At 73.4% G+C, this 26,384-nt stretch carries 18 protein-coding genes and 1 pseudogene; 10 read left to right on the top strand and 9 right to left on the bottom strand.

Annotation, left to right across the window (positions count from 1 at the left end; genetic code table 11):
- Positions 1 to 61: 61 nt before the first annotated feature.
- Positions 62 to 1,246, bottom strand: a complete 1,185-nt coding sequence (locus P8A18_RS33565) for an alpha/beta hydrolase (RefSeq protein ID WP_306061499.1) — start codon at positions 1,244 to 1,246, stop codon at positions 62 to 64.
- A gap of 83 nt (positions 1,247 to 1,329) precedes the next feature.
- On the opposite strand from P8A18_RS33565, the gene P8A18_RS33560 reads away from it, so the two are divergent.
- The 3 genes from P8A18_RS33560 to P8A18_RS33550 all read left to right on the top strand — a co-directional run bounded on the left by P8A18_RS33560 (position 1,330) and on the right by P8A18_RS33550 (position 4,396).
- Positions 1,330 to 2,292, top strand: coding sequence for an ACP S-malonyltransferase (locus tag P8A18_RS33560; RefSeq protein ID WP_037710758.1), 963 nt, complete (start codon positions 1,330 to 1,332; stop codon positions 2,290 to 2,292).
- A gap of 105 nt (positions 2,293 to 2,397) precedes the next feature.
- Positions 2,398 to 3,045 (top strand): hypothetical protein, encoded by a 648-nt coding sequence (locus tag P8A18_RS33555; protein WP_306061497.1) that lies wholly within the window; start codon positions 2,398 to 2,400, stop codon positions 3,043 to 3,045.
- Positions 3,046 to 3,376: 331 nt separating this feature from the next.
- Positions 3,377 to 4,396 carry a MarR family transcriptional regulator gene (locus P8A18_RS33550; RefSeq protein ID WP_306061495.1) on the top strand — a complete coding sequence of 340 codons (1,020 nt, stop codon included), beginning with the start codon at positions 3,377 to 3,379 and terminating at the stop codon, positions 4,394 to 4,396.
- A 50-nt stretch (positions 4,397 to 4,446) separates the two neighbouring features.
- Here the strand turns inward: P8A18_RS33550 and P8A18_RS33545 are convergent, their stop codons facing one another.
- Together P8A18_RS33545 and P8A18_RS33540 are read right to left on the bottom strand one after the other, a co-directional pair.
- Positions 4,447 to 12,459: a type I polyketide synthase gene (locus P8A18_RS33545; RefSeq protein WP_306061493.1), complete on the bottom strand. Its 8,013-nt coding sequence runs from the start codon at positions 12,457 to 12,459 to the stop codon at positions 4,447 to 4,449.
- A gap of 14 nt (positions 12,460 to 12,473) precedes the next feature.
- Entirely contained in the window at positions 12,474 to 13,559 is a 1,086-nt protein-coding gene (locus tag P8A18_RS33540; protein ID WP_306061491.1) for an arylcarboxylate reductase, read from the bottom strand.
- Between the two features lie 127 nt (positions 13,560 to 13,686).
- Between P8A18_RS33540 and P8A18_RS33535 the strand changes: the two genes are divergently transcribed.
- The 3 genes from P8A18_RS33535 (at position 13,687) to P8A18_RS33525 (ending at position 17,980) form a co-directional block, all read left to right on the top strand.
- Entirely contained in the window at positions 13,687 to 15,243 is a 1,557-nt protein-coding gene (locus tag P8A18_RS33535; RefSeq protein WP_371933811.1) for an FAD-dependent monooxygenase, read from the top strand.
- 105 nt (positions 15,244 to 15,348) lie between these two features.
- Positions 15,349 to 16,290 (top strand): glycoside hydrolase family 113 protein, encoded by a 942-nt coding sequence (locus P8A18_RS33530; protein WP_306061487.1) that lies wholly within the window; start codon positions 15,349 to 15,351, stop codon positions 16,288 to 16,290.
- A 121-nt stretch (positions 16,291 to 16,411) separates the two neighbouring features.
- Positions 16,412 to 17,980 (top strand): bifunctional 3-(3-hydroxy-phenyl)propionate/3-hydroxycinnamic acid hydroxylase, encoded by a 1,569-nt coding sequence (locus tag P8A18_RS33525; RefSeq protein WP_306061486.1) that lies wholly within the window; start codon positions 16,412 to 16,414, stop codon positions 17,978 to 17,980.
- A gap of 6 nt (positions 17,981 to 17,986) precedes the next feature.
- Here the strand turns inward: P8A18_RS33525 and trpS are convergent, their stop codons facing one another.
- The 3 genes from trpS to P8A18_RS33510 form a co-directional block, all read right to left on the bottom strand.
- Positions 17,987 to 19,099, bottom strand: a complete 1,113-nt coding sequence (gene trpS, locus P8A18_RS33520) for a tryptophan--tRNA ligase (RefSeq protein WP_306061484.1) — start codon at positions 19,097 to 19,099, stop codon at positions 17,987 to 17,989.
- Between the two features lie 228 nt (positions 19,100 to 19,327).
- A complete protein-coding gene (locus tag P8A18_RS33515; RefSeq protein ID WP_018554304.1) occupies positions 19,328 to 19,948 on the bottom strand; it encodes a LysE family translocator in 621 nt (206 codons plus the stop codon).
- Positions 19,949 to 19,978: 30 nt separating this feature from the next.
- Entirely contained in the window at positions 19,979 to 20,722 is a 744-nt protein-coding gene (locus tag P8A18_RS33510; RefSeq protein WP_306061482.1) for a metallophosphoesterase, read from the bottom strand.
- Positions 20,723 to 20,892: 170 nt separating this feature from the next.
- Between P8A18_RS33510 and P8A18_RS33505 the strand changes: the two genes are divergently transcribed.
- The 3 genes and pseudogenes from P8A18_RS33505 to P8A18_RS33495 all read left to right on the top strand — a co-directional run.
- Positions 20,893 to 21,510 carry a CGNR zinc finger domain-containing protein gene (locus P8A18_RS33505; protein ID WP_306061480.1) on the top strand — a complete coding sequence of 206 codons (618 nt, stop codon included), beginning with the start codon at positions 20,893 to 20,895 and terminating at the stop codon, positions 21,508 to 21,510.
- A 62-nt stretch (positions 21,511 to 21,572) separates the two neighbouring features.
- Positions 21,573 to 22,631 carry a phosphotransferase family protein gene (locus P8A18_RS33500; RefSeq protein ID WP_306061478.1) on the top strand — a complete coding sequence of 353 codons (1,059 nt, stop codon included), beginning with the start codon at positions 21,573 to 21,575 and terminating at the stop codon, positions 22,629 to 22,631.
- A gap of 14 nt (positions 22,632 to 22,645) precedes the next feature.
- Positions 22,646 to 22,750, top strand: a pseudogene (locus P8A18_RS33495) (GNAT family N-acetyltransferase); the annotation flags it as partial.
- Positions 22,751 to 22,770: 20 nt separating this feature from the next.
- Here the strand turns inward: P8A18_RS33495 and P8A18_RS33490 are convergent.
- Positions 22,771 to 23,220, bottom strand: coding sequence for a hypothetical protein (locus tag P8A18_RS33490; protein WP_306061476.1), 450 nt, complete (start codon positions 23,218 to 23,220; stop codon positions 22,771 to 22,773).
- Positions 23,221 to 23,248: 28 nt separating this feature from the next.
- On the bottom strand, positions 23,249 to 24,214 hold the full coding sequence (locus tag P8A18_RS33485) for an alpha/beta hydrolase (RefSeq protein WP_306061474.1): 966 nt from the start codon (positions 24,212 to 24,214) through the stop codon (positions 23,249 to 23,251).
- Positions 24,215 to 24,368: 154 nt separating this feature from the next.
- Between P8A18_RS33485 and P8A18_RS33480 the strand changes: the two genes are divergently transcribed.
- Positions 24,369 to 25,022: a TetR/AcrR family transcriptional regulator gene (locus P8A18_RS33480; protein WP_306061472.1), complete on the top strand. Its 654-nt coding sequence runs from the start codon at positions 24,369 to 24,371 to the stop codon at positions 25,020 to 25,022.
- A 75-nt stretch (positions 25,023 to 25,097) separates the two neighbouring features.
- On the opposite strand, the gene P8A18_RS33475 is transcribed toward P8A18_RS33480, so the two are convergent.
- A complete protein-coding gene (locus P8A18_RS33475; RefSeq protein WP_306061470.1) occupies positions 25,098 to 26,345 on the bottom strand; it encodes an MFS transporter in 1,248 nt (415 codons plus the stop codon).
- Positions 26,346 to 26,384 lie beyond the last annotated feature (39 nt).

Below are 26,384 nucleotides of genomic sequence, written 5' to 3'. Positions count from 1 at the left end.
GATCAGCATGTCCGCCCCGACGCGCGGAGTGATCCCACGGGCCGGCCTTCTGAGTGAATGCCTAGTTGCCGCGCTGTTCGGCCGGATCGGCAGCGTCGTGCGACGTGGCCAGCACCCAGGAGGTGAAGCCTTCGACACCGTCCACGACGGCCTCGGTGCGCGCCGAGTGGAACAGGTCGAACGAGTGCTGTGCGCCGGGCAGTTCCGCGTACACCACCGGGCTGGAGGAGACGCGGCGCAGCCGGCCGACGAAGTACCGGGCGCCCTCGACGGTCGCCAGGGCGTCCTTGGTTCCGTGCGTGATGAAGAACGGCGGCGCCGCGGGGTCGAGGTAGGCGTAGGGCTGGTTCGCGGAGGGCGGCACATCGGGTTCCGTGCCGAAGAAGTGGCCGTAGTAGCCGTAGAGGCAGATCGCCGCGGTGACCGAGGTGTCGGCCGACTCGAATCCGGGCTGGTACTCCGGGTCGTTCGGTGTGAGCGCGCACATGGCCGCCATGTTGGAGCCGGCGGAGCTGCCCGCCAGGAACAGCTTCGACGCGTCGGCGCCGTACTCGGAGGCGTGCTCGCGGGCCCAGGCGATGGCCTTCTTCGCGTCGATCTGGTGGCCGGGGAAGTCGGTCTCGGGCCGCAGCCGGTAGTTGGCGCTGATGCACACCCAGCCCTGCTGGGCCAGGCGGTAGAGCAGGGGCCGCGCCTCACGGCTCTTGCCCCCGCTGGTGAACCCGCCGCCGTGGAAGTAGATCAGGACCGGCCCGTTCGGCGGGGTGTCGCGGCGGTGGTAGACGTCCAGCAGATTGCGGCGGCCCGCGTCCCCGTAGCTGAGGTTGGCGACCCGCTTCACGTCGAGGTGCCGCGTCCAGCGACGCAGCAGCAGAAGGCGCGGCCAGGGTCGGCGCTGCGGCTCGGCCACGTGGCTTCGCCAGCCGGCCCCCAGCCCCTCGTCGACGGCGCGCATGACCACCCCGCCCGCCCGCAGGCCACGCCAGACGGCCACCGCCATGAACGGGATGGTGGCGAGGGCGATCACGGCCGTCACCCTGCTGCCCGTGGAGTCCAGATCGCCCTGGGCCGCGGCCAGTGCCGTGGAGGCCAGCACGGCGAGAATGCCGATGACGGGCACCTCGTTGAGGACCATGCCGAACCAGAAGCTCAGGGTCGCCAGCGACCGGGGCCGCCGCGGCGCCACAACGGCAAAGAAGGTGCACCAGGTCAAGAGTGCGGTGGACGCCACGTATCCCATAGGCATGCCCGCGATCATATCCGCCTCAACTCTGGAAAGAATCCTGGTACTTCCTCCTCTAGCGTTGCCACGTCATGGAGGTGACACACGTGGCTCTGGCATCCATTTTCGGTACGAATCAGTTCCGCTACGAACCCGGCGGGGTCATCGAGTTCTACGACCGGTACGCGGCAGTGCGCGAGTCCTTCGCCCAGGCCGCGGCGTGGACCGGACTCGATGTCGAGGGCCTGGTGCGGCAGAACGGTGAGTACGACGACGAGATCCGGCGGATCGCGGTGCCCGTCGGGCTGGCCGCCGCCCAGCTCGGCATCCAGGACGTGCTCGTCGAGAAGGGGCTGCGCCCGCATCTGGCCGGCGGCATGAGCCTGGGCGGGATGACCGCCTCCTGCGTCGCCGGAGCCTGCGACCGCCGCGAACTCATGGGCCTGCTGATGCGTGGCGAGCTCCGGCCGGGGACGGAGACGGCGTCGCCGGAGCCGCAGCGGGAGGAGGCCCTCGCCTCCGCCTACCTGGGCCCGGACGACGACCCGGCGCACCTGTGCGAGGGCCGTGAGGGCGTCTATCTGAGCTGCGACTTCGGCTGGGACAAGGACCGCAGGGTGCGGGTCGCCATGCTCAGCGGCTACCGGGACGCGCTGGAGAAGCTCAGCGCCGACACCGGCGGCCTGGTCAGCGTCACCGAGGGCACCGACGTGGCGGAGCACAGCCCGCTGCGCGAGCGGTCCCAGGAGGCGACCCGCGAGCACATCGCGACGATGCCCTTCACCGACCCCGAACTGCCGCTCTGCTCGGCGCTGGAGGAGAAGGTCCTCACCCGCGCCGAGGAGGTGCGCGAGATGTTCACGGAGAACGCCGTCTCGCCCATCAGCCTGGTGCACCTGACCCAGGAGATGAAGCGGCAGGGCGCCCGGCTGGGACTGATCATGGGACCCTCGCCCAGCCTGGACGCGATGTACTTCCCCTTCCCCGTGGTCTGCGTCGACCACCCGGACGCGGTCCCGAGGGCGGTCGCCGCGGTCTTCGAGCACGGCGTGCCGCTGCGCCGCCGGTAGCGTGGGGGCGCGGCCTCCCTCGGCTCGGGCGGTCCGGACGAACCCCGGTTCGCCAACTCGACCGCTCATCCGCCCCCCCCGAGACTCGAAGTGGAGGTTCGTGACATGAGCGCTGAGGAGACCACCGGGCAGGTGAAACCTTCTCTGCTCCGAAGGATCCGGAAGGCCCTCGACGAGTTCACTCCGCCGCCGGAACCGCGCCCGACTCCCAGCAAGAAGGAGTTCGCCGAGGGGCACCACGCGGTCGGAATCATCTATGGCGCCACCGAGGACCCCGGTCACGACGCACCCGGCCCCGAGACCCTCGTCATCAGCGCCGACATCCAGGGTCACGGCTTCATCCACCGGCATGTCCCCCGCCCGCTGGGGGCCGGCAGCGGCCACAAACTCGTCGGATGCAGCATCGAGTTCCGCCACACCACCTACGACCCGGACTACAGCAATGACATCTTCGTGACGCGATGGCCGCTGGAAGTCCAGGAAGCCCTGAAGCCCATCCGGCACCAAGGCCCGGGAGCGGTCCGTGCGCGCATCTGGAACATCCTCTCGGGCTGTTGCTTCGTCATCGGGTGCGCCGGGGTCATGCTCACCCCGATCCTGCTGTGTGATCTGATCTTCGGCTCGCTTGCCGGTCAGAGAGTGCTCGCCGACTTTCTCCCCGAGCTCCACCCGGCGATTGCCGTCGCCGTCAGCGTCGGCGCAAGTCTCTCAGGATTTTTCCTCTCTCTGGTGTGCGACGCCCGCCGCGATTGATCCGCGAGGCGGTGGCTTCGAAGCTCGGGTCTCGAATCCCGAGGAGCACACATTCACCCGTTCGGGGGGTCCCGGGCGGCGCCCCGCCCGACGTTCGAGCTTCGAGATTCGAGCCCTGTTTTTCATCCGGCGCAGATGGAGGGTAGGTAGGGGATTTAGGCCTCCCACCCTCCCCTACCCCCCTCGCAACCAGCAAATATGACTAATAGTGAGCAAGTCGCAGCGGAGAGTCGCGCCTGCCTACGGTGCCCCCAACGAAACGACCCCGACGCGGCGTTGAAGCACCGGCCGGGGTCTGACACAAGATCGCCAACAGAAAGAATCCGATCTCATGGCTGCACAGCACTCTAGCCCCGCTCTTCCCACCGCCGAAGCCCGCCGCCCGTTCCGCACGGCCCACTCCGGCTACGGCAAGCGGTCCCTCCCCGGCCGGGAGCCCGCCCGCCCCGACGCCTTCGACTGCCTGCCCGAGCGCGAGCGGTATGTCGCCGGATACCTCGACCGCCTGCCCGACGGGGCCGCCATGGACATCAAGTCGCTGGCCAAGGACCTGCCCCTCTACGGTCAGATGGCCATCGGCACCGCCCTGCGCGCGCTTGCCGTGGCCGGGCATCTGCGCCGCGTACGGTGCCAGGTCGAAGCAGAAGGCACGTGCCGCTGGGTGACGCTCACCTACTGGTCCCGCACCGCCCACGACAACGAGTGGTGGACCGCCGCACTCCGGGGCGCGGCCACCACCGCCCCGGCACCGGTACCCGCCCCCTGCGCCGAGCCGGCCGACGTACCCCCGCAGCGCACCGCGCGGCGATCCGCCCCGGAACCGCCCGCGCCCCCGAAGCCGGGACACCGGCCGGACGCGGGCGCCGCCCCCGCCCCCGAGCCCGTCCCGGCGTACACCGCCGCCTACCTCGCACTCGCCGAACTCGGCCGCCGCGAACCCCGCATGGCGCTCTCCGCCGCCGACTGCGCCGCCCTGGAACCGCTCGCCGCCGCCTGGCTCGCACGCGGTGTCGGCGCCGACCACCTGACATCGGCGCTCACCTCCGGGCTTCCCGAGCGCGTCGCCTTTCCCGCGGGCCTGGCGCGCCGCCGCCTCATCGACAAGATGCCGCCCCGCCTGCCCGACGCCCCGGCACACCACGGCACGTCCGTACGCGGCCTCCAGGTCGAGTGCGCCGAGTGCGGCCACCCCGGCCCCGCCGAAGCCCTTCCGGACGGCCTCTGCCGCCCCTGCCGCACCGCGCACCAGCCAACGGAATCCGCAGCGCCCGTGACCCCGGACGGGGCCGACGGCGTCCCGGCCCGCGTCGCCGGTCTCCGCACGCTCCTGCGCACCCCGCGCACCTCCTGAGCCGCCGACGCCCCGACGTGTGGAGGACGTCACCGCGTCCGCCCGCCGCCCTACCCCGCCACCGCCTCCAGCCATTCCCTCACCGCACCGGCCGTGCTCTCCGCGTGGTTCTCCATCAGGGTGAAATGGCTGCCCGCCACGTCCAGGGTGGTGTGCGCCGTCTTCCACACCGTCCGCCAGTCCTCCCCTTCGAGCGAGGGGGCGAGCGGCTCCGACGCCCGTACCAGCAGCACCGGGACACCCAGCGGCTCCGCGCTCCACCCCGCGAACAGCTCCCCGTACCAGCTCATCGCCGTCAGCCGGGTGAAGTCGAGCCGCGCGAACGGGCTCTGCCGCTCGTGGAGCCCCCCGACCAGCGCGTCGCGGAACGCGGCCGCCCCGGGCGAGGAGTTCAGGGCGGCGGGCGCGTAGCTGTCCAGCAGGACGACCGCGGCCGGGGGAGTGCCGGCCGCCTCCAGCAGACCGGCCACCGCGTGGGCGATCACCCCGCCGGACGAGGACCCGGCCAGGACGAACGGCTTCCCGTCCGCGCACTTCAGTACGTGCTCCGCCTGCGCCTCGATCAGCGCCTGCCTGGTCGGCGGCAGCGGAGCGGACGGGTCGAATCCGGGGTTGGGCACAGCCCATACGGGGTGCTGCCCACGGAACGACGCGGCGATGCGGGCGTATTCGTGCGCACCGCCCAGCGCCACATGGGAGCTCATGCACACCAGCGCGGGCCCGGAACCTCCCGAGCCGAGCCGCACCGGCTCGACCGGGGCGATGCCCCGGGGCCGGAGCAGGGCGGCGCCGTGGAGGAAGGCGAAGGCCTCGTCACCGCGGCCGTCCGCGCAGGCCCGCTGGAACAGCGCACCGAAGACGTCCGGCCCGGTGTCCGCCCCGTCGGTTGCGGCCCCGCCGTCGCCGCCGTCCGCGATCCGTTCGGCCAGATGGGCGGCGAGCGCGGTGGCCGTGGGGTGGTCGAAGACCAGGGTGGTGGGCAGCCGCAGCGCGGTGGCCTCGCCCAGCCGGTTGCGCAGCTCCACGGCGGTCAGGGAGTCGAATCCGGCCTCGGCCAGCGACTGGGAGGGGGTGACCGATCCGGGTCCGGCGAACCCCAGCACGGAGGCGACCTCCTGGCGCACCAACTCCACCAGGATCTCGTGCTGTTCGGCCGGCGGCCGGCCGGTCAGGCGCCGGCGCAGCGACGCCCGGTCCGTCCCGGCCGAGGCGGCGCGCCGCGCGGGACCGCGCGCCAGCCCCCGCAGCAGCGTGGCCGGGGTGTCGCGCAGGCGGCCCCGGTCGAAGCGTGCGGCCACGAGAACGGCGTCGTCGTGCGCCCCGGCCAGGCCGAGCGCCGCGTCGAACAACGCCGCGCCCTGCTCCGGGGAGAGCGGGCGCACGGCGCCCGCGGCGAGCCTGCGGCGGTCGGCCGTGGCCAGACCGGCCGCGAGCCCCTGGCCGGCGTCCGGCTGCTCCCACAGCCCCCAGGCCACCGAGACCCCCGGCAGGCCCTGGCCGCGCCGCTGCTGCATCAGGGCGTCCAGGAAGGCGTTGGCCGCCGCGTAGTTGCCCTGCCCGGAGCCGCCGAGGACCCCGGCCAGGGAGGAGAACGTGACGAACGCGGCAAGCTCGTCGCCCCGTTCGCGGACCAGGTCGGCCAGGTGCGCCACGGCGTCGGCCTTGGGCCGCAGCGTCGCCGCGAGCCGTTCGGGAGTGAGCGACGTGATCACGCCGTCGTCCAGGACACCGGCGGCGTGGATCACCGCGGTCAGAGGACGGTCCAGCTCCTTCAGCAGCGTGGCCAGGGACGCGCGGTCGGCCACGTCACAGGCGACGGCCCGCACCTCGGCGCCCCGGGCGGCGAGTTCCTCCGGCAGGCCGCCCGCGTCACCGCGACGGCCCGCCAGCACCACGTGCCGGACGCCGTGTTCGGTGACCAGGTGCCGGGCGACGACCCGGCCGATCATCCCGGTGCCACCGGTGATCAGGACCACGCCGTCCGGGTCGAGCGGGGGCGGCGGCGGGACGGGGGCCCCGGCAGCCGCCCGCACCAGACGGGGCGTCAGCACGGCGCCCGCGCGCAGCGCGAACTGCTCCTCACCGGGCGCCGACGCCATGGCCGCCGCCAGCATCCGCCAGTCCTCCTGCGAGGAGGCGAGGTCGAAGTCCGCGAGGACGATCCGCCCCGGGTGCTCCGACTGGGCCGAGCGGGCAAGCCCCCACACGGCGGCGTGCACCGGGTCGGTCACCTTCCCGACCCCGGTACCGACCACCGCGCCCCGGGTGGCGAGCACCAGCCGCGACGAGGACAGGCTCTCCTCGGCCAGCCACTCCTGGATCAGCCGCAGCGCCTCGCCGGTCGCCCGGCGCACCGCCTCGGCCAGTGGGAGGCGCGGGGCCTGCGTGCACGGCGCCAGGACGTAGTCCGGCATGGCGTCGCCCCCGGCCACCGCGGCGGCCAGCGCCGCCACGTCCGGGTAGGTCCCGGCGGACACCCCGCGCCCCACCACGGCCCAGCGGCGGCCGTCCGCGTTCCGGTCCGGGGCGGGCAGGCGGCTCCACTCGACCCGCAGCAGGGCGTCGCGCGCGATGCCGGACTTCGCGATCCGGGGCTGCGCCGGCCGGGTCCTGAGCGCTCCGACCGTCACCACGGGGGTGCCGGACTCGTCGGTCGCGGTGAGGGCCACGTCGCCGTCGGCGCCCCGGCGCAGCCGCACCCGCAGGACGGTGGCCCCGGCCAGGTGCAGCCGTACCCCGGCCCAGGCGAACGGGAGCCGCAGCTGCCCGCCGCTCGCGGCGATGACGTCCGGGTGCAGACTGGCGTCCAGCAGCGCCGGGTGGATTCCGAAGCCCTTGTCGCGGCCCGCCTCGGCCGGCAGCGCGATCTCGGCGTACACCTCGTCCTCGCGCCGCCACATGGCGCGCAGCCCCTGGAACGCGGGGCCGTAACCGAGGCCGTCGTCCGCCAGCCGCTCGTAGATTCCGTCCAGTTCGACGCGTTCGGCGCCGGCGGGCGGCCAGGCCGGCGCGTCCTCGTGGCCTGCGGTGTCGCCCGCCGGGCCCGTGGTGAGGAAGCCGGTGGCATGCCTGGTCCACAGCGGGTCGTCGCCGTCGTCCGCGTCGCCGGCCCCGGCCACGCAGGCGTGGACACCGAGCGGCCGCCGCCCGGTCCCGTCCGGTTCCCCGACGCGTACCTGGACCCGCACCTCACCGTTCTCGGACTCCGGCAGCACGAGCGGCGCCTCGATGACGAGGTCGTCCAGGACGTCCATGCCGACCTCGTCGCCCGCGCGCAGCGCCAGCTCCACGAACCCGGTGCCCGGGAAGAGGACGGACCCGCCCACCACGTGGTCGGCGAGCCAGGTCTGCGACCGGGGCGAGAGCACACCGGTCAGGACGACACCGTCGCCGTCCGCGAGCGGCACGACGGCCCCGAGCAGCGGGTGGGCGGCCGAACGCTGGCCCCACGCGGCGGGATCGCCGGACGAGACAGGGGCCTGGAGCCAGTGCCGTTGCCGCTGGAAGGGATATGTCGGCAGGTCCACGGTCCGGGGGCGCAGGCCGTCGAAGGCGGCCGTCCACTCCACGCCCACGCCCCGCACCCATGCTTCGCCGACGCTCGTCAGGAAGCGGTCCCACCCGCCGTCGTCCCGCCGCAGCGAACCCGTCACCACGGCCGCGTCCTGCGCCACGTCGGCGACGGCGGCCGTCAGCACCGGGTGCGAGGAGACCTCGACGAACGCGGTGTGCCCCTGCCCGGCCAGAGTCCGCGCGGCGTCGGCGAACCGCACCGGCCGGCACAGGTTCCGCAGCCAGTAACCGGCGTCCATCGTCAGCGGATCGGCCGGTTCCCCGGTCACCGTGGACACCATCGGTATCCGGCCCGCCCGTGGCTCGATGCCGGCGAGGTCGGCCGTCAGCCGCTCGGCCAGTACCTCCATCGCGGGGGAGTGCGAGGCGTAGTCGACGGCGATCCGCCGGGCCCGTACGCCCTCCTGGCCGCACCGCGCCAGCAGCGCCTCCACGGCGGGCACCTCGCCCGAGACCACCACCTGCGAGGGGCCGTTGACCGCCGCCACCGACACGCCCCCGGCCAGCAGTCCCGTCACCCGCTCCACCGGCGCCGTCACCAGCGCCATGGCCCCGGGCCCGGCCAGCTCCGCTATCGCCTTGCTGCGCAGGCACACCACCCGGGCCGCGTCCCGCAAGGACAGCACCCCGGCGACGCAGGCGGCGGCGATCTCCCCCTGGGAGTGGCCCACCACCGCGGCCGGCTCCACCCCGAAGGAGCCCCAGAGCCCGGCCAGCGACACCATCACGGCGAACGAGGCGGGCTGCACGACATCGACCCGCTCCAGCGGCGGCGCACCCTCCGCCCCGCGCAGCACATCGGCCAGCGACCAGTCCACGAACTCCGACAGCGCGCTCTCGCACTCGGCCAGCCGCGCCGCGAACACCGGGGACGCGTCGGCCAGCGCCGTGCCCATGCCCGCCCACTGCGCGCCCTGCCCGGGGAAGACGAACACCGGCCTGCCGCCGCCCGCCGTGTCCGCCACCGCGGCGGTGACCACGTGGTCCGCCCGTTCGCCCGCGGCCAGCGCCTCAAGTCCCGAGGCGAAGTCCCCGACCACCACGGCCCGGTGCTCGAACCGCGCCCGGCCGGCCGTCAGCGACCAGCCCACATCCACCGCGTCGGCCCCGCCGGCACCGGCCCGCGCCACGAGGGCGGCCGCCTGCGCGCGCAGCGCCGGTTCGGTCCGCGCCGACAGCACCCACGGGACCACGCCCGGACCGGCCGGCCGGCCGCCCGGATCGTCCTCAAGGGGCTCCTCGGGCGCCTGTTCCAGAATCAGGTGCGCGTTGGTGCCGCTCGCGCCGAACGCCGACACACCCGCCCGCCGGGGCCGTTCGTCCGTCGCGGGCCACGGCCGGGCCTCCGTCAGCAGCTCGACCGTACCCGCCGACCAGTCCACGAGCGGCGAGGCCTCGTCCACGTGCAGCGTCCTCGGCAGCACCCGGTGACGCATAGCCATCACCATCTTGATGACGCCCGCGACCCCGGCCGCGGCCTGGGCATGCCCGATGTTCGACTTGACGGTGCCCAGCCACAGGGGCTCGTGCCCCGTGCGTTCCTCCCCGTACGTGGCGATGATCGCCTGCGCCTCGATCGGGTCGCCGAGCGTGGTGCCCGTACCGTGCGCCTCGACCACGTCGACATCCGCCGCCGAGAGCCGGGCGTCGGCCAGGGCCTGGCGGATCACCCGCTGCTGCGCGGGGCCGCTCGGCGCGGTCAGCCCGTTGGAGGCGCCGTCCTGGTTCACGGCGGAGCCCTTCAGCACGGCCCACACCCGGTGGCCGTCGCGCCGCGCGTCCGACAGCCGTTCCAGCAGCAGCAGCCCGACGCCCTCGCCGAACGTCGTCCCGTCGGCGTCGGCCGAGAACGGGTGGCACCGGCCGCTGACCGACAGCGCCTGCTGGCGGCCGAACTCGATGAACGGCGAGGGGGTGGACATCACCGTCACCCCGCCGGCCAGGGCCATCGAGCACTCGCCCTCCCGCAGTGAACGCGCGGCGAGATGGAGCGCGACCAGCGACGACGAGCACGCCGTGTCCACTGTCATCGCGGGCCCTTCGAGCCCCAGCGTGTACGCGAGCCGGCCCGACGCGACGCTGCCCGCGCTGCCGTTGCCGAGATAGCCCTCCAGGCCCTCGGGGGCGGGGCGGCCCAGCAGCCGCGCCCCGTATTCGCCGGCCATCGCCCCGGCGAAGACCCCGGTGCGGGTTCCCTTCAGCGAGGTCGGGGCGATGCCCGCGCGTTCGCACGCCTCCCAGGCGCACTCCAGCAGCAGCCGCTGCTGCGGGTCCATGGCCAGGGCCTCGCGGGGGCTGATGCCGAAGAAGGCGGGGTCGAAGCGGTCGGCGCCGTCCAGGAACCCCCCGGTGCGGGCGTAGCCGGGGCCGCTGTCCGTGTCCCCTTCGAGGGGGCGGCTCAGGTCCCAGCCCCGGTCGCCGGGGTAGGGACCGACGGCGTCCCCCTCCTCGGCCACCAGCCGCCACAGCTCCTCCGGCGAGGTGACCCCGCCCGGGAAACGGCAGGCGATCCCGACGACGGCGATCGCGGTGTCCGCCGGGTCCCCGCCCGTGGCCGCCGGGTCCCGCGCGTCCGACGGGCCGGTGGCGCCGGAAAGCCTCGCACCGAGATGGGCGGCGACGGCCGCCGGTGTCGGGTAGTCGTAGACCAGCGTCGCCGGGAGGCGCAGACCGCAGGCGGCGGCCAGCCGGTCGCGCAGCCGCACGGCCAGCACCGAGTCGACCCCCAGCTCCCGGAAGGCGACATCCGCCGAAGCGGCCGCCGCCCGCCCGAGCACGGTGCCGACCTCGTCCCGGACCAGACCGAGCAGCACCTCGTCGCGCCGGTCCTCCGGCGCCTCGGTGAGCCGCCGCACCCACCGGCCGGCCTCGCCCCCCGCCTCCCGCGGACCGCTCTCCTCCTCCGGGCGCGACAGCACCAGCCGCCCCGGCGCCTTCGCCAGGGCGGGCCGCATGACCTTGCCCAGCGCGGTGCGCGGGAGGCGGTCCACCTCCCACACCTCGTGCGGGACCTTGTAGTAGGACAGCTGCGCACGGCAGGCGTCGATGAGCCCCTCGGCGTCGAAACCCCCGGGACCCGCCACCACGTACGCGGCCGGGATCTCGCCCAGCAGCGGGTGCGGCCTGCCCGCCACGGCCACCTCGGCGACCCCGGGCAGCGGGGAGATGGCCGCCTCCACCTCGCCCGGGTGGATGTTCTCCCCGCCGCGGATGATCAGTTCCTTGACCCGGCCGGTGATGGTCAGGAAGCCCTCCCCGTCGATGCGGGCCAGGTCGCCGGTGCGGTACCGGCCGTCGCGCAGCACCTCGGCGGTGGCCTCGGGATGGCCGTGGTAGCCGAGCATCACGGCCGGGCTCTCGACCCACACCTCGCCCTCGGCGCCGGGCGCCACCACCCGGCCGGTGGCCGGTTCGAGCAGATGGAGGGTGAGGCCGGGGACGGGCAGCCCGCAGGAGCCGGGGACCCGAGGCCCGGTGGGGGAGTTGGACGCGATGGGGCCGCCCGTCTCGGTGCTGCCGTAACTGTCCAGGAGCCGTATCCCGAAGGCCTCTTCGAACTCCTCGTGCAGCCCGGCCGGGCAGGCGGCGCCGGCGACCATGCCCACGCGCAGCTCCGAAGCGCCCAGGCCGGTCTCCCGGGCCGCCCCCAGCAGCTGCTGGTAGACCGTGGGTACGGCACAGAAGAAGGTCGTCCGGTCCTCGCGCAGAGCGGTGACGATGTCGTCGGCCGCCAGACCGTCCACGATGTGCGCGGTGGCGCCGACGGCGAGCACCCCGAGCACGCACAGATTGTGGGCCACCGTGTGCGCCAGCGGCAGCGGCCACAGGACCCGGTCCGCCTCCTCCAGGCCGAGCACGGGCGCGTAGCAGGCGGCCACGCCCCACAGGGCCATCCGATGGGTGGAGAGCACCCCCTTGGGCTTGCCGGTGGTGCCGGAGGTGTACAGCATCCAGGCGACGTCGTCCAGGCCGGCGTCGTCCCGGGCCGGGACCGGCGGTTCGCCACCGGCCAGGGCGTCGAACAGCTCGACGCCCGGCGGCGCCGCGCGGTCCCCGGTCACCACGATCCGCAGCCGCGGATACCCGTCCCGCAGCCGCAGCACCTGCTCCAGGTGCATGGGGTCGGTGATCAGCAGCACGGCGCCGCTGTCGCTCAGCAGATGCCCTAGCTCGTCGTCGGTGGCGTGCGGGTTGAACGGCGCGCCCACGGCGGCGGCCCGCGCGACGGCGAGGTAACTCTCCACCATCTCCAGGCAGTTGCCGAGCAGGAGCGCGACGGTCTGCCCACGGCCCAGACCCAGGTGGGCCAGATGGCCGGCGAGTCGGCGGGTGCGCAGGTCGAGTTCCGCGTAGCTGACGTCCCGCCGCGCGTCACGGAACGCGACCTTGCCGCCGAGGCGTTCGGCATGGGCCGCCAGCAGCTCGTGGACGGGCTTGATGAGCTCGGCGCGCAGCATCTGCTGGTCAGCCTCTCCGGGTCGCTGTTCCATGGTCGGACGGCTGCTCAGTACAGGCCCTCGGGCGTCTGGGAGCTGATCTGGAGCGGCTGTACGTTGGCCACGCCATCACACGGCCACTCCCCGGAGGTCCGGAAGCGGATCGCCTGGTCCCGTTCGAGGATGTTGGGCAGGAAAAGGTCCTCGTGCAGCACGGTCAGCCGCACCCGGCCCACCTCGCCGTACTCCACGACCCGGCCGGGGTCCGTCCTGTCGACCACGGCCATGGTGATCTGCGGGAAGTTCGGCACGTACGGGAGGGTGGCGCCCCCGTCCGGCGACTCGACGCCGTTGGCGCAGCCGAGGGTGTTGCCGTACGTGGTGGCGATGATGCCGCCGGGCATGGCCTCGGCGAACCTGCGGTACGCGTCGGCGCTGAACTGGGTGCCGCCGAGATAGACCCCCGAGAGGCCGGACATCAGGTCCGGGCGGCGGTTGATCAGGGCGTGCACGGTCGCCGGGGTGCTGCGCAGGTAGTCGACGTGGGTGCTTTCGAGGATGTCCGTGATCTGCTCGACGACGTGATCGACGTACTCCTCCATCTCGATCAGCCGCCCGTTGCGGATGAGGTGCTTGATCCACCGGGTGTCGAGGTCGATGGAGTACACCGTGGCCGCGCACATGTCGGCGAGGTAGTCCGCCTCCTCACCGACGATGTGCGGCCCGGAGGGGCAGGCGTCGATCCAGGTGGCGCCGGTACGGAACCCCGCCGTCCGCGAGCCGTGGAGACGCCAGGCGGCCCAGTGCGCCTCCATGGCATCGGTGTACAGGATCCGCGAGGGCCTGCCGGTGGTGCCGCCGGACTCCCAGACCCGGCCCGCCAGCGGACGGGCCACAGCACCGGGGACGAGGTCGGCCGGGTCCAGGTCCCGCAGGACGGCGAGTTCGAAGTGGCCGAACGCGGCCAGGTCGTCGTAGCCGGTGAGCGCGAGCGGATCGAAGTCCAGCTCCGCACGGCGTTTGAGCCAGTAGGGGGAGCCGTGTTCGGGGTCGAAATGGCGCCGCAGCACGCGCCGCGTCCACTCGTCCAGATCCTGGGCCAACCAGCCATCGGTCAGCGACCGCGACTCTTCCGTACTCATTGTCACCGACATGACGGCAGTATCTGCGGGGACCTGATAGGGGATTCCCTAGTGCGGCCGCGCAGCGTGACCAGGCCTTCGGCGGGGTGCCTAGTGTGCCCTTGTGCGTGCCCCTGGAGCGCCCCCTTCGAGGAGAGCAATGATGGCTGCCGAGACCGAGACCGCCGATGTCGTCATCGTCGGCGGCGGCCCCGTGGGACTGCTGCTGGCGTGTGAGCTGGGCATGGCGGGGGTGCGGCCCGTCGTCCTGGAGCGGCTGCCCGAACCCAGCCCGGAGATCAAGGCCAACGGCCTGATCGGCCAGGTGGTCCGGTTCCTCGATCACCGCGGCCTGTACGAGCGGTTCGACGGCGTCGCCGACGCGCCCCAGCCGGTCCCGGGCTACCTCTTCGGGGCCATCCCGCTGAACCTGGCCGCGCTGGAGACCAACCCGATGACGGTCCTGCCGGCGACCCAGCAGCGCATCGAGCAGGTCCTGCGCGCACGCGCCCACGAACTCGGCGTGGAGATCCGCGCCGGCCACGAACTCACCGACCTGCGACAGGACGAGGAGCGGGTGACCGCCCAGGTCCGCCACGCGGACGGCACCTACGAGCTGCGCGCCCGCCATCTCGTCGGCTGCGACGGCGGCCGGAGCACCGTCCGCAAACGGTCCGGCATCGACTTCGTCGGCGAAATCGGCCACGACCTGGTCTCCCGCGCCGCGTACGCCACCCTGCCCGCGTCGATGCTGGACCCGGAGACCGGCGAGCTGGAGGTGCCGGGACACGGCCGGCTGAGCCCGGTGTTCACCTTCAACCGCACCCCGCACGGCATCTTCGCCTTCGCCGCCCTGCCGGACGGCAACCACCGCCTGCTCACCCTCGAATGGGGCGCCCCGCCGGAGGGCGACGAACGGCCGTTGACGATCGAGGACATGCGGGACAGCGTGCGCCGCGTCCTCGGCACCGACGTGCCTCTGACCGCGCCGTCCGGGTCCGGCCCGCACATGCTGCGCCGCCTCGTCGGCCGCAACACCCGGCTGGCGGAGCGCTACCGCAGCGGCCGGGTGTTCGTCGCCGGGGACGCCGCGCACGTCCACTCCGCCGTCGGCGGCCCCGGGCTGAACCTCGGCCTCCAGGACGCCGCCAACCTCGGCTGGAAGCTGGCCGCACACCTCCAGGGCTGGGCGCCGCCCGGCCTGCTCGACAGCTACCACACCGAGCGCCACGCGGCCGGCCTCCGCGTCTTCATGCACACCCAGGCACAGACGGCGCTCATGACCCCGGGGCCCGAAGTCACCGCACTGCGCGACCTGTTCGGCGAACTCCTGTACTCCACGGACAACATCCGGCGCATCGCCGACCTGCTGTCCGGCGACGACCTCCGCTACCCGACGACCTCGGCGCACCCGCTCGCGGGCCACTTCGCCCCGGACCTCGCCCTGGAGACCGGTGGCGGCCCCGCACGCCTCGCCGAACTCATGCGGACCGGCCGTCCGGTCCTGCTCGACCTCGGCGGCGAACCGTACCCGGCCCAGGCGGCGGCGGACTGGAAGGACCGGGTCGACATCGTCGCCGCCACCTGCCCCGAGCCGCCCGCGACCGCGCTGCTCGTCCGCCCCGACGGCTACGTCGCCTGGGCGGCCAACCCCGACGAGACCTCCGACGAGGCCCGGGACGGCCTGCGCCGCGCGCTGGCGGGCTGGTTCGGCTGAGCCGGCCCGCCCCCGGCAGGCGCTCACCCCGGCGCACCACCCCCGACGTGCCGGACCATGGGCCCGTACGTGTGACGGGACCATGGACCGACGAGGGGCAGTGACGTGCGCGCACGCGGCATCAACTACGACACCGGTTTCCTTCCCGGAGAGCAGTTCACCCGGAAGACCTTCCACCCGGAGGCGGTCCGGCGCGAGATGGCGGTGATCGCCGGCGAACTGCACTGCGACGTCGTACGCGTCTCGGGCCGCGAACCCGGACGGCTGAGCACGGCCGCCCGGTACGCCGCCGAGGCCGGCCTGGAGGTCTGGTTCGCGCCCTTCCCCGTCGACCTGCCCGCCGAGCGGCTGCTGCCGTACTTCGCGGACTGCGCCCGCCGCGCCGAAGCCGTACGGCGCGGCGGTGCCGAGGTGGTGTTCGTGACCGGGTGCGAGATCAGCGTCTTCTGCGGCGGCTTCTTCCCCGGTGACACCTTCGGCCACCGCATCCACACCATGGGCACCGACCCGGGCTGGTGGTCCACGCTCGACCGGGTCTCGGCGCGTCTCAACGAACTCCTCGCCGAAGCCGTCGCCACCGTCCGCGCCCACTTCGGCGGCCCGGTCACCTACGCCTCCGGCCCCTGGGAGTCGGTCGACTGGACCCCCTTCGACCTCGTCGCCACCGACGCCTACCGCGCCGCCGACAACGCGGACACCTTCCGCGCCCGGCTGCGCGAGTCCTTCCGCCACGGCAAGCCCGTCGCCGTCACCGAGTACGGCACCTGCGCCTACCGGGGCGCGGGCGACCTCGGGGGCATGGCCTGGGCCCCGCCGCCGGGCGGTCTCGTACCGGACGAGGACGAGCAGGTCCGCTACCTCACCGAGCTGCTGACGGTCTTCGAGGAGGAGGGGGTGGACACCGCGCTGTGGTTCTCGTTCGCCGGCTACGACAAACCCGGGGAGCTGGACATCACCTCCTACGGCGTGGTCCGCATGCTCGACGACGTCCGCTGGGAACCCAAGAAGGTCTTCCACACGATGGCCGGCCTCTACCACCGCCTCTGACGCCCCGGCACCGGGAGTACCCGCCCCGCTCCCGTCAACCCGCAGCCGCGCATTCTGGTGCTTGCCCCTGTCCCCGCCGGAGCCGCGCCTGCCGCGCCCCGCGCCGGTTTACGGTCGGGCCGTGACTGAAGATGCAGCGGACTCGGACGTCCTTGTAGTCGGATACGGCCCCGTGGGGCAGGTCCTGTCGATCCTGCTGGCCCAGCACGGCTGGCGGGTCACCGTCGTGGAGAAGTACCTGGAGCCCTACAACCTGCCCCGGGCGGTCTCCTTCGACCGTCACGCCGGCCGCATACTCGGCACGATCGGCGTGGCCGACGCGCTCTTCCCGGTCAGCGAGCCGACCAAGGACTACGTCGTGGTCAACGGCGAGGGCCAGACGCTGATGCACTTCGAGCTGAACCAGGACGAGCGCTACCGCTGGCCGGAGGCGACCTCCTTCTACCAGCCGGGCCTGGAGTCCGCCCTCGTCGGGCGCGGCGACCAGCTGAGCGACCTGCGCGTGCTGCGCGGCTACGAGGCCGTCGGCCTGACCGAGAAGGACGACTCGGTCCACCTGACGGTCCGGGGGGAGGCCGGTGAGCAGGTCCTGACCGCCCGCTGGCTGGTCGGCTGCGACGGCGCCAACAGCTTCGTACGCAACCACCTGGGCGTCCCGGTCTCGGCCTCCGACTACGCGGCCGACTGGATGGCCTGCGACGTCATGCCGCACGACCCCGAGGAATTCCCCTCGCAGAACATCCAGGTCGCCGACCCGGCGCAGCCCCGCGTCGACCTCTCGGCCGGACCCTCGCACAGCCGCTGGGAGTTCATCCGGCTGCCCGGCCAGTCCTTCGAGGACTTCGACACGGTCGAGAACGCCTGGCGCCTGCTGACCCACTTCGGGGTCAGCCGGGACAACGCGACGCTGCAACGCTATGTCGCCTACACCTGCCTGGCCCGCAACGCCGACCAGTGGCGCTCCGGGGGACCGGGCCGGGTCTTCCTCGCGGGCGACGCCGCCCATGTGATGCCCCCGCACGCCGGCCAGGGCATGTGCACCGGCATCCGGGACGTGGCGAACCTGGCGTGGAAGCTCCACCTGGTCCTCGCCGGTTCGGCCGATGAGACCCTGCTCGACTCGTACGAGGCGGAGCGCCGCCCCGACGCCCAGCGGACCATCGACATGTCGGTGAACCTCGCCCAGCTGATCGGCATGGTCGACCGCTCCACCGCCGGCTACCGCGACGGCGCCCTGCTCGCCGTGCGCGGCTCGGACGACGCCCCGTCCCGCGACCCGGAGGCGTTCGCCCGGCCCGGGGACGACGCGCTGAAGCACGGCCTGTTCCACGCGGGCGCGGACGGCCTTTTCACCGGAGCGGACAGCCGGATCGTCCCCCAGGCCCGTACCAACCGTCCGCAGGCCGGCGAACTGTGCGGCGACACCCTCGTGCTGCTCAGCACCGAGGACCCGGGAACCCTGGTGGACCCGGCGCTGGCGGACCGCCTGACCGCGCTGGGCGGCTCGATCGTCCACCTGACCCCCGAGGTCGACATCGACGGCACGTACACCGCCTGGCTGACCGAGGAGGTCCGGGCACCCGCCGCCCTGATCCGCCCCGACTTCCACGTCTACGGCGCCGCCCGCACCCGGACCGAGATGACGGACATGCTGAACACGCTGCTCACGGGGGTGTCGGGGCGGAGCTGAGCCGGGTCAGTAGTCGCTGTTCATCGCGGCACGCACCTCTCCGAGCGTGCGGTCGGCAACGGCGTTGGCCCGCTCATTGCCCTCGCGCAGAATCGCGCGGAGGTGGCCGCGGTCGGCCGCGTACGCCTTCCGGCGGGAGCGGATGGGCGCCAGGTACTCGTTGACCGCCTCGGTCACGGTCCTCTTCAACGCGGCGGACCCGGCGGAGCCGATGCCGGCGGCGACCTCCTCGGGCGTCCGGTCCTGGCACAGGGCCGCCAGGAGCAGCAGGGAGGACACCTCCGGGCGGCCGGCCGGGTCGTAGGCGATATGGCGCTCGGAGTCGGTCCTGGCCCCCTTGATCAGGCGGGCGGTCTCATCGGCACCGGCGGCCAGCGTGATGGCGTTGCCGCGGCTCTTGCCCATCTTGCCGCCGTCCGTGCCGAGCAGGAGCGGCGCGTTCGACAGCAGGGCATCGGGCCGGGGGAGGACGACGGAGCCGGAGCCGTAACGGTCGTTGAAACGGCGGGCGATGGTCCGGGTGAGTTCCAGGTGCGGGAGCTGGTCCCTGCCGACCGGCACCAGGTTGGCCTTGCAGAAGAGGATGTCGGCGGCCTGGTGAGCCGGGTAGGTGAACATCAGGCCGCTCACGGAGGACTGCCGCGAGTGGGCGATCTCGTCCTTCACCGTGGGATTGCGTTCGAGCTCGGCGACGGAGACCAGGCTGAGGAAGGGCAGCAGCAGTTGGTTGAGTGCCGGGACGGCGCTGTGCGTGAAGATCGTGCTGCGTGCCGGGTCCACGCCGATGGCCAGATAGTCCAGGACCAGATCCTCGACGTGCTCGCTCAGGTTGTCCGCGACGTCGCGGTCGGTCAGCACCTGGTAGTCGGCGATGATCACGTACATCTCCACGCCGAGGTTCTGGAGCCGTACCCGGTTGTGCAGCGTGCCGAAGTAGTGGCCGAGATGCAGGCGCCCGGTCGGGCGGTCTCCGGTCAGCACCCGGAATCGCCCGGGGTCCCCGGCGATCTGCTCTTCGAGCAGCGCACCGCGGTCCTGAGCCGCGGACACCCCGAGCGGGTCGGCGCATGCGGCGGTGTGGTCCTCGGTGGCTACGGTCCGGTGGGCGGTGGTGTTCATCGGTATCTCCTGGCGGGTCGAATGTCGCCGTCACGACGGCACGGCCCTGATCCAGGGGACACGGAAAACGGGCCGTCCGTCCGAACGGCCCGTCTGCGTGCGTGAGTGGTGGCCGCTCCTACGAGGAGCGCCACCAGCTCAGACACGACGAAAGATGCATGCCGGCACCCTACCGGACACCGCCGGAATCCACCGGCCCGTTCCGCACGGGCCGAACGGCTCCGCCCGCTACGTCACGGCGCTCCGGATGCCCACGGTGATGAGGACCGCCGCCGTGGCCCTGGCGGCGGTTCGCTTGAAGCGGGGCCGGCGCAGTGCGTGCGAGGCGCGCAGGATCAGAAAGGTCCAGGCGGTGAGCCAGAGCGCGATCAGCAGGGCGTGGGCGGTGGCCAGGGTGAGGATCTGGCCGCCGAACGGCTGGTGGGGCGCGATGAACTGGGGGACCAGGGTCAGGTAGATGGCTGCCGCCTTCGGGTTGAGGACGTTGGCGAGCAGCGCCTGGGTGAAGACGGAGTCCGCTCCTTTCGGCAGGCGTCGCCGGGCGGGGGCGGGGGCGTTCGCTCCGGCACCCCGCCACGTCCACAGGCCCAGACCGATGAGGTAGACGGCGCCGACGACCTTGACGGCGGTGAAGGCCACGCTGGACCGCATGACCAGGGCCGAGAGGCCGGCCACGGCCAGGGCGGCGTGGATGTACAGGCCGGTGACGGTGCCGAGGACGACGGGAAGGGCCTGGCGGCGGCCGCTGTCGGTGACGTGCTGGACCAGCAGCGCCAGGCTGGCTCCGGGGGTGGCGATCAGGGGGAGGAGTGCCACCAGGAACCCGGCGACGGCGTAGGGATGGACCACGGTGCCTCCGGTTCGTACGCGCGGGAGGGATCAGAGCACGACGCGGTAGTGGGTGGTCAGGCGCCGGTCGTCGTCCAGGACGTGGAAGGCGAGGCCGGGCGGCTGGTCGCGGTCCGCGGCCTCGTCGCCCTCCCAGGGCATGCGCAGCGTCCAGGTGGTGGCCGGCCCGACGATCAGGGGACGCCCGGCGAAGGTCGAGGCGGCAGCGGTGTGGACGTGGCCCGTGAGGACGGCGGCGACCCGGGGGTGTGCGTCGAGCAGCCCGGCCAGCTGTCCGGGCTCTTCGAGCATGTACGAGTCGGGCAGCGGGTGGTGGAGCGCGACCGGCGGCTGGTGGAAGGCGATCAGCGCCGGCCGGTCCTGCGGAAGCGCGGTGAGCGTGCTGTCGATCCAGGCGAGCGTCTCCGCGTCGAGGCGCCCCTCGTCACGCCCCGGGATGGTGGAGTCGCACATCAGGATGGTGGTGCCGCTGATGTCGTGGGCCCGGTTGACGGGGCCGGGTCCGGGGGCCTCCCCGAGCAGGGCCTTGCGGTAGGCCGGCCGCGCGTCGTGGTTCCCGGGGCACATGAGTACGGGGAAGTCGGCGGCCAGGATCCGAGCCGCCTCCTCGTACTCGGCCTCCTCGCCGTGGTCCGCGATGTCCCCGGTGACCAGGAGCGCGTCGACCGGGCGGGGGAGGGCTCGTACGTAGTCCATGACCCGGGTGGCGCGCAGGGTCGCCCGCTCGCCGCCGTCCAGGTGCAGGTCGCTGATGTGCGCAAGCAGCAGTGTCATTCCGAGGTCTCCTCCTGAGGCGGAGTCAGGCCGCCCCCCTGTGCCGGCCGGTGTCGCCACCGAGCCGGCTTCTAACGGAAATTTTTCTTTTACCGTTAGGGGACCATAGGGTGTGCGAGAGATGTGATCAAGTGGTCGCCGACCTGGCCGGGCGAGAAGGGAACGACGCCGTGGAGCAATGGCTGGCACTGGAACTGGCGAGCACGATCCGCCACGACGGAGACGGCGGTGTCGCCGACGACCTCGCCACGGTCCGGGGAACGACGGACTGGATCCGGAAGCAGGGGCCTCTGCTGGCCGGACACGTTCCGGCCGAAGGGCTCACGGCGGACGAGGACCTCCGGCTCGGGATCATCGACCTCCGGCAGGCGGTCCGAGCACTGTTCGCCCGGCTGGTCAGCCCCGCTCCCCCCAGCCCGGCGGACGCCCACCGCCTGATGCCCGCCGACCGCGCGATGGACCGCCTCAACACGGCTGCCGCGCGGGAACCGGTCGCCCCGCAGCTGTACTGGCCCGACGGCCGAGCCCCCGCAGCCCGCCTGCTGACCGGGGAGGAGGACCCGTACGTCCGGCTCGTCGCGGCCCTGGCCCGCGCGGCCATCGACTTCCTCAGCGGCCCGCAGAGCACGCGGCTGCGCTCCTGCACCGCGCCGCGCTGCGTGCGCTACTTCGTCAAGAGCCACGGTCGCCAGGAGTGGTGCAAGCCGTCCTGCGGCAACCGCGCCCGCGCGGCCCGCCACTACCGGCGCCGGCGCACGGCGGCCGACGACGGGCCCGCCCCGTCCTGACCGCTCGGCGAACCCGGAAAGGGGCGAGCGCTTCGCCGAGGTCCGCGACTACGCTCCTCGGCATGCTGAACCACATCCCGTTGAACGATGCCCTGCGCTCCGCCATAGGCAGCCCCGACCAGGCCGAACTGCTCGACAGCAGCCCCCGGTCACGGGTGTGGCGGGTGCGGCCCGACGACCGCCCGGCGGTGATCGTCAAGCAGATCACCGACGACGGGGACGCGAGCGCCGACGCGGACACGCGCTTTGCACGCGAACTCGCCGGGCTGCGCCTGGCCGGCCGGGCCACCGGGCCCGCCGTGGCCCCCGCACTGCTCGGCACGGACCCGTCCGCGCGGGTGATGGTCCTGGAGTACGTGGAGGACCTCGGCGAAACGGCCGACTGGATGCCCGGATACGCCGAGTCGCTCGCCCGGCTGCACGCCCTGACCGGGCCCGCCGACGCGGGCGCCCTCCCGGCCTCGTCGGGGCCCACGGCCGCCGACGCGGAGTCCTTCCTCACCCTGGCAAGGGCGCTCGACGTGCCCGTACCGTCCACCGTTCCGGACGAACTCGCCGGTCTCCTGGAACGGTTGGACCCCAGCGGCCACCACGCGCTGCTGCACGGCGACCCCTGCCCCGGCAATGACCTGCGCACCCCGGACGGCGTCCGCTTCGTCGACTTCGAGCGGGCCTCGCTCGGCAACGGCCTGCTCGAACTCGCCTACTTCCGCATCGGCTTCCCCACCTGCTGGTGCGCTATGTCGGTCCCCACGGCCCCGCTCGCCGAGGTCGAGGACATCTACCGCAGCACCTGGCGCGGCCTCACCGGCAAGGACGTACCGGGTGACCTCGCCGACGCGTGCGCGGGCTGGCTGATCCAGGGCGACGCCCTGGTCGAGCGGGCCCACCGGGGGACGGCCGACCAGCTCGCCCGGGTCCCCACCGAGGACTTCGAGTGGGGCTACATATCCGCCCGCGAGCGACTCGTCCACCGCCTGGGCGTGGTCGCCGGCCTGACCCGCGACCACGACCACCTCCACGCCACCGGCCGCCTCAGCTCCGCCCTCGCCGACCGCCTCCTCGAACGCTGGCCCGGACTGCGCCCCCTGCCGACACCGGCCGACCGGCCCTGGTACTAGGCCGTGTCGCACGCGCCACCCGGGACGACGTCCGGGGCACCGGCCTCGGACGTCGCCTGTACGAGGCGTTCGCCGATGCCGCGCACCGCCACGGCGCACTGCGGCTGAAGGCGATCACGTGGCCCGAGCGGGGCCGGCGTCACGCCGGGCGCGTTCTCCTCCACAGCAGCGTGACCGCGACAGCGCCCGCCAGACACGGGATCAGCCCGGCCCAGCCCAGCTCCGGCGGAAGGCCGGTCGCGCCGGAGGTGTCCTTGATCAGCAGCCCGGTCAGTCCGATCGCGGCGGCGGTCACGAAGACCGCCGCCGCCAGGGCGGGGGCCCACCGTTTGCCCGCCTTGACGGTCCAGGCCGTCGTGAGCCAGGCCAGGACGCCGAGAGCCCCGATGACGGTCGAGACGACCAGGTAGGTGGTGACGGCCGAGTCGACCTGTGCCTGGGAGTAGTCGGGGTAGCCCGCGCGGATGTGATCGGCCAGCAGGTGGGTGGTGCCGCGGTCGGCGTACGGGGCGATTGTCGCGAGGACGGTGAGGGCGAGGCCCGCGTACATCGCCGCGAGCGTCCCTCGTGCGGGGAGTGGACGGGTCATCAGGGTGCCTCTCTCGTGGGTTCCCGAGTCACTGCGCCAGCGTCGTACGGAGGAAGGCGAGGATCTCCGCCTGAGCGGCGTGCGCCTGCGGTTCGACGCCGGGCAGGGTGAGGAACGCGTGCTGCGCTCCGGAGTATTCGGAGAGCCGCACCGAGGTCCCCGCCTCGTGCAGCCGCTCGGCGTAGCGGCGGCCGTGGTCGGCCGCCGCGTCCAGGGTCGGCACCACCACGAGCGCCGGGGCGAGCCCGCTCAGGTCGTCGGCGTACAGCGGCGAGACCGCGCGGGCGTCGGCCCCGGGCGGGACGGCGAGCCGCTGGAACAGCTCCAGCTGCGGCAGAACCGGGGTCGGGCTGTACGCGTACTCGGCGACCGAGGGGTAGTCGAACATCGTCCCGGTCACATCGACGGCCGGGTTGACCAGCACCTGCGCCCTGAGCTCCACCCCCGCCTCCCGGGCCCGGACGGCCGTCAGCGCGCTGATCAGCGCACCGCAGCTCTCGCCGAATACGGCCACGCGTGCGGGGTCGACGCCCCACTCCTCCGCGTGCGCCACCACGTGCCGGAGCACGTCCCAGCCGTCGTCGGCGGCGTCCGACAGCGGCGTGCCGGGAGCGAGGAGGCGGTGCTCGACGGAGACGACGAGGGCGGGCAGCCGGGCGGCGAGGTGGCTGTTGGTCCAGTCGCACTGCACCGCCGTGCCCACGAAGCTGCCTCCGTGGACATGGACCACGAGCGGCAGCGGGCCGGTTCGGGCCTCGGTGCCGTCGTCTCCCGCCGGGGCCGGGCGGTGGACCCGGACGGGCAGGTCGCGGCCCGGCAGTTCGACCGTCTGCCAGGAGATCTCGGCGCCGGCGTCCGGCTCTCCCAGGAACGCCCGCGCCCCGCTGGAGGCCCGGAAGCGGTTCTCCGCCTCGCGGTAGGCGAGCAGTTCCTCGGTCGTGATCGCCGAGAAGTCCGGCTCGGGCGGCCGTGCCGCGGCGGTGCTCTCACTCATGTGTCCTTCTCCCCTCCCGGCGGCATGCCGGGTGTGTCGTATGACCGGACAGCGCAATGCCCTCATTATGCACGCACCGCGTGCAACGACAAGTGCATGAGTGGGTGCATCATCAAGTGCATGAGTTAGGGTGAGCCCGGACGAGAGGGGCGCGATGACTGGCCGACGGCGATGGTCGACCGAGGAGATCCTGGACACGGCCGAGGAACTGCTGCGCACGGGCGACGCCGAGTCGTTCAGCGTGCGCAGGCTCGCCGCGGCGCTCGGGACCGACTCGTCCAGCCTCTACCGGCACTTCCGCAACAAGACCGAACTGCTGCGCTCGGTCGCCGACCGCGTCCTGCTGGCCGCCATGGACGGCTACCGCCCCGAGGGCGACTGGCGGCAGCGCGTCATGGCCCTGGCCCTGCGCCTGCGCGAGGCGTTCGGCGAGCAGCCCCAGCTCGCCGCCGTGTGGGGGCGCTACGCCTCCGGCGGCACCGGGGCCCGGCTGGTCATGGAGGAGGTGTTGCAGGCATTGCGCGCGTCCGGCCTGCCCGACGAGGAGATCCCGGTGCGCTACCACCGCCTCGTGATCCTCCTCGCCGCACTGCTCGCCTCCGAGGGCGGCATCGGCACCATCACCCCCACGGAGTACGAACAGGGCCAGGAGCAGTTCCGCGTCGCTGTGCTCGGCGCCGACCCCGAACGCTTCCCCGCCCTGGCCCACTTCGCCCGCGATGTCCGCCCGCTCGGAGCGGACCGCGGCGCCGCGTTCGAGGAGATCCTCGCCGCCCACCTGGACCACATCGAGGCCCGGATCGCCTGATGGGGCGTCGCGTGCCCCGCCCGTACGGGCCGGGCACGCCCCCCGCCGAGCCGAGCCGGGGCCGGGCACGTTCCGTCATGAGGGGCTGGGGGACGCCTCCTCCGGCTCGCGCCGCGAGGCCCGGTCCTGCCGGGGGAGCAGGAGCGGAGTGGCCAGGATGAGCAGGCCCGCGGCCATGAGCGCGGTACGCGGGCCGGTGGCGCCGGCGAGCAGCCCGGCCAGCGCGGTGAGGACGGCGACGGACGCCTGCTGTCCGATCGACCAGGCCGTCAGGGTGCGGGCGACGAGGTGCCCGGGAGTCTGTTCCAGGCGGTACGTGGCGAGCACCGGGCTGTACAGGCTCATGCTGACGATGATGGCCAGTTCGACGGCCATCACGGTGACGAGGCCGACGACGCCGGGGCGGACGAAGGCCAGACCGATCAGCCAGACGGCGCGCAGCGTGCCGACGGTCCGGAAGATCCGGTCCCGGCCGTAGCGGGCGACGACACGGCGGGCCAGCCGGGAGCCGATGAGTCCGCCGAGGCAGGGGGCGGCGAAGGCGAGCCCGTACTGCCAGGGCGGGAAGCCGAGCCGGCGGAGCAGGAGCACGGCGAGCAGCGGTTCGGTGGCCATGATCAGACCCGCGACGAGGATCTGGTTGAGGTAGAGCGACCGTAGGCCGGGGTGGCCCATGATGTGCCGCCAGCCGTCGAGCAGCGCGCCCGCCCGGACCGGACCCCGGCCGGCCCGCTCCGGCGCTTCCTCCTCGCCGCGGATCGCGGTGACGCCCAGCGCGGACAGGAGGTAGCCGAGGGCGTCGGCCACGACGGTGGTGACCGGCCCGAACACACCGATCGCCGCCCCGCCCAGCGGCGGCCCCACCGCGATGGAGCTCCAGTTCGTGGACTCGAACCGCGCGTTGGCGACGAGCAGGTCCTCCGGCCGGACCAGGGCCTTGAGATACGCGCCACTGGCCGCGCCGAACGCGATTTTCGCCGCGGCGACCAGGGCCGAGATCACCAGCAGCTGGACGAAACCGAGCCGGCCGAAGGCATAGGCCACCGGGATCGACGCCATGGCCGCGAACCGGACCAGGTCCATCCCGATCATGACCGGGCGCTTGCGCCGGAACTCCACCCACGGCGCGAGCGGCACCGCGATCAGCGCCCCCACCGCCGGGCCCACCGCGGACAGCGCGGACACCTCGGCGGGACCGGCGTGCAGCACCATGACGGCGATCAGCGGCAGGGCCCCGAACCCCAGCCCGGACCCGTACGCGCTCGCCGCGTACGCCGCCCACAGCCAGCCGAACTCCCGGCCCAACGCTCTTCTGCCCACCACACCCCACCAGAACAACCGGAAATTGACCGGGGAGAGCTA

The sequence above is a fragment of the Streptomyces sp. Mut1 genome (assembly GCF_030719295.1).
Taxonomy (GTDB): domain Bacteria; phylum Actinomycetota; class Actinomycetes; order Streptomycetales; family Streptomycetaceae; genus Streptomyces; species Streptomyces castrisilvae.
This window is presented reverse-complemented; position numbering and strand designations above follow the sequence as displayed.

Coding starts and splice junctions, on each gene's coding strand:
- P8A18_RS33500 (WP_306061478.1), top strand. CDS start 21,573: ATGCTGAACCACATCCCGTTGAACGATGCCCTGCGCTCCGCCATAGGC.
- trpS (WP_306061484.1), bottom strand. CDS start 19,099: ATGAACACCACCGCCCACCGGACCGTAGCCACCGAGGACCACACCGCC.
- P8A18_RS33510 (WP_306061482.1), bottom strand. CDS start 20,722: ATGACACTGCTGCTTGCGCACATCAGCGACCTGCACCTGGACGGCGGC.
- P8A18_RS33565 (WP_306061499.1), bottom strand. CDS start 1,246: ATGCCTATGGGATACGTGGCGTCCACCGCACTCTTGACCTGGTGCACC.
- P8A18_RS33535 (WP_371933811.1), top strand. CDS start 13,687: ATGATGGCTGCCGAGACCGAGACCGCCGATGTCGTCATCGTCGGCGGC.
- P8A18_RS33480 (WP_306061472.1), top strand. CDS start 24,369: ATGACTGGCCGACGGCGATGGTCGACCGAGGAGATCCTGGACACGGCC.
- P8A18_RS33485 (WP_306061474.1), bottom strand. CDS start 24,214: ATGAGTGAGAGCACCGCCGCGGCACGGCCGCCCGAGCCGGACTTCTCG.
- P8A18_RS33555 (WP_306061497.1), top strand. CDS start 2,398: ATGAGCGCTGAGGAGACCACCGGGCAGGTGAAACCTTCTCTGCTCCGA.
- P8A18_RS33540 (WP_306061491.1), bottom strand. CDS start 13,559: ATGTCGGTGACAATGAGTACGGAAGAGTCGCGGTCGCTGACCGATGGC.
- P8A18_RS33545 (WP_306061493.1), bottom strand. CDS start 12,459: ATGGAACAGCGACCCGGAGAGGCTGACCAGCAGATGCTGCGCGCCGAG.
- P8A18_RS33550 (WP_306061495.1), top strand. CDS start 3,377: ATGGCTGCACAGCACTCTAGCCCCGCTCTTCCCACCGCCGAAGCCCGC.
- P8A18_RS33490 (WP_306061476.1), bottom strand. CDS start 23,220: ATGACCCGTCCACTCCCCGCACGAGGGACGCTCGCGGCGATGTACGCG.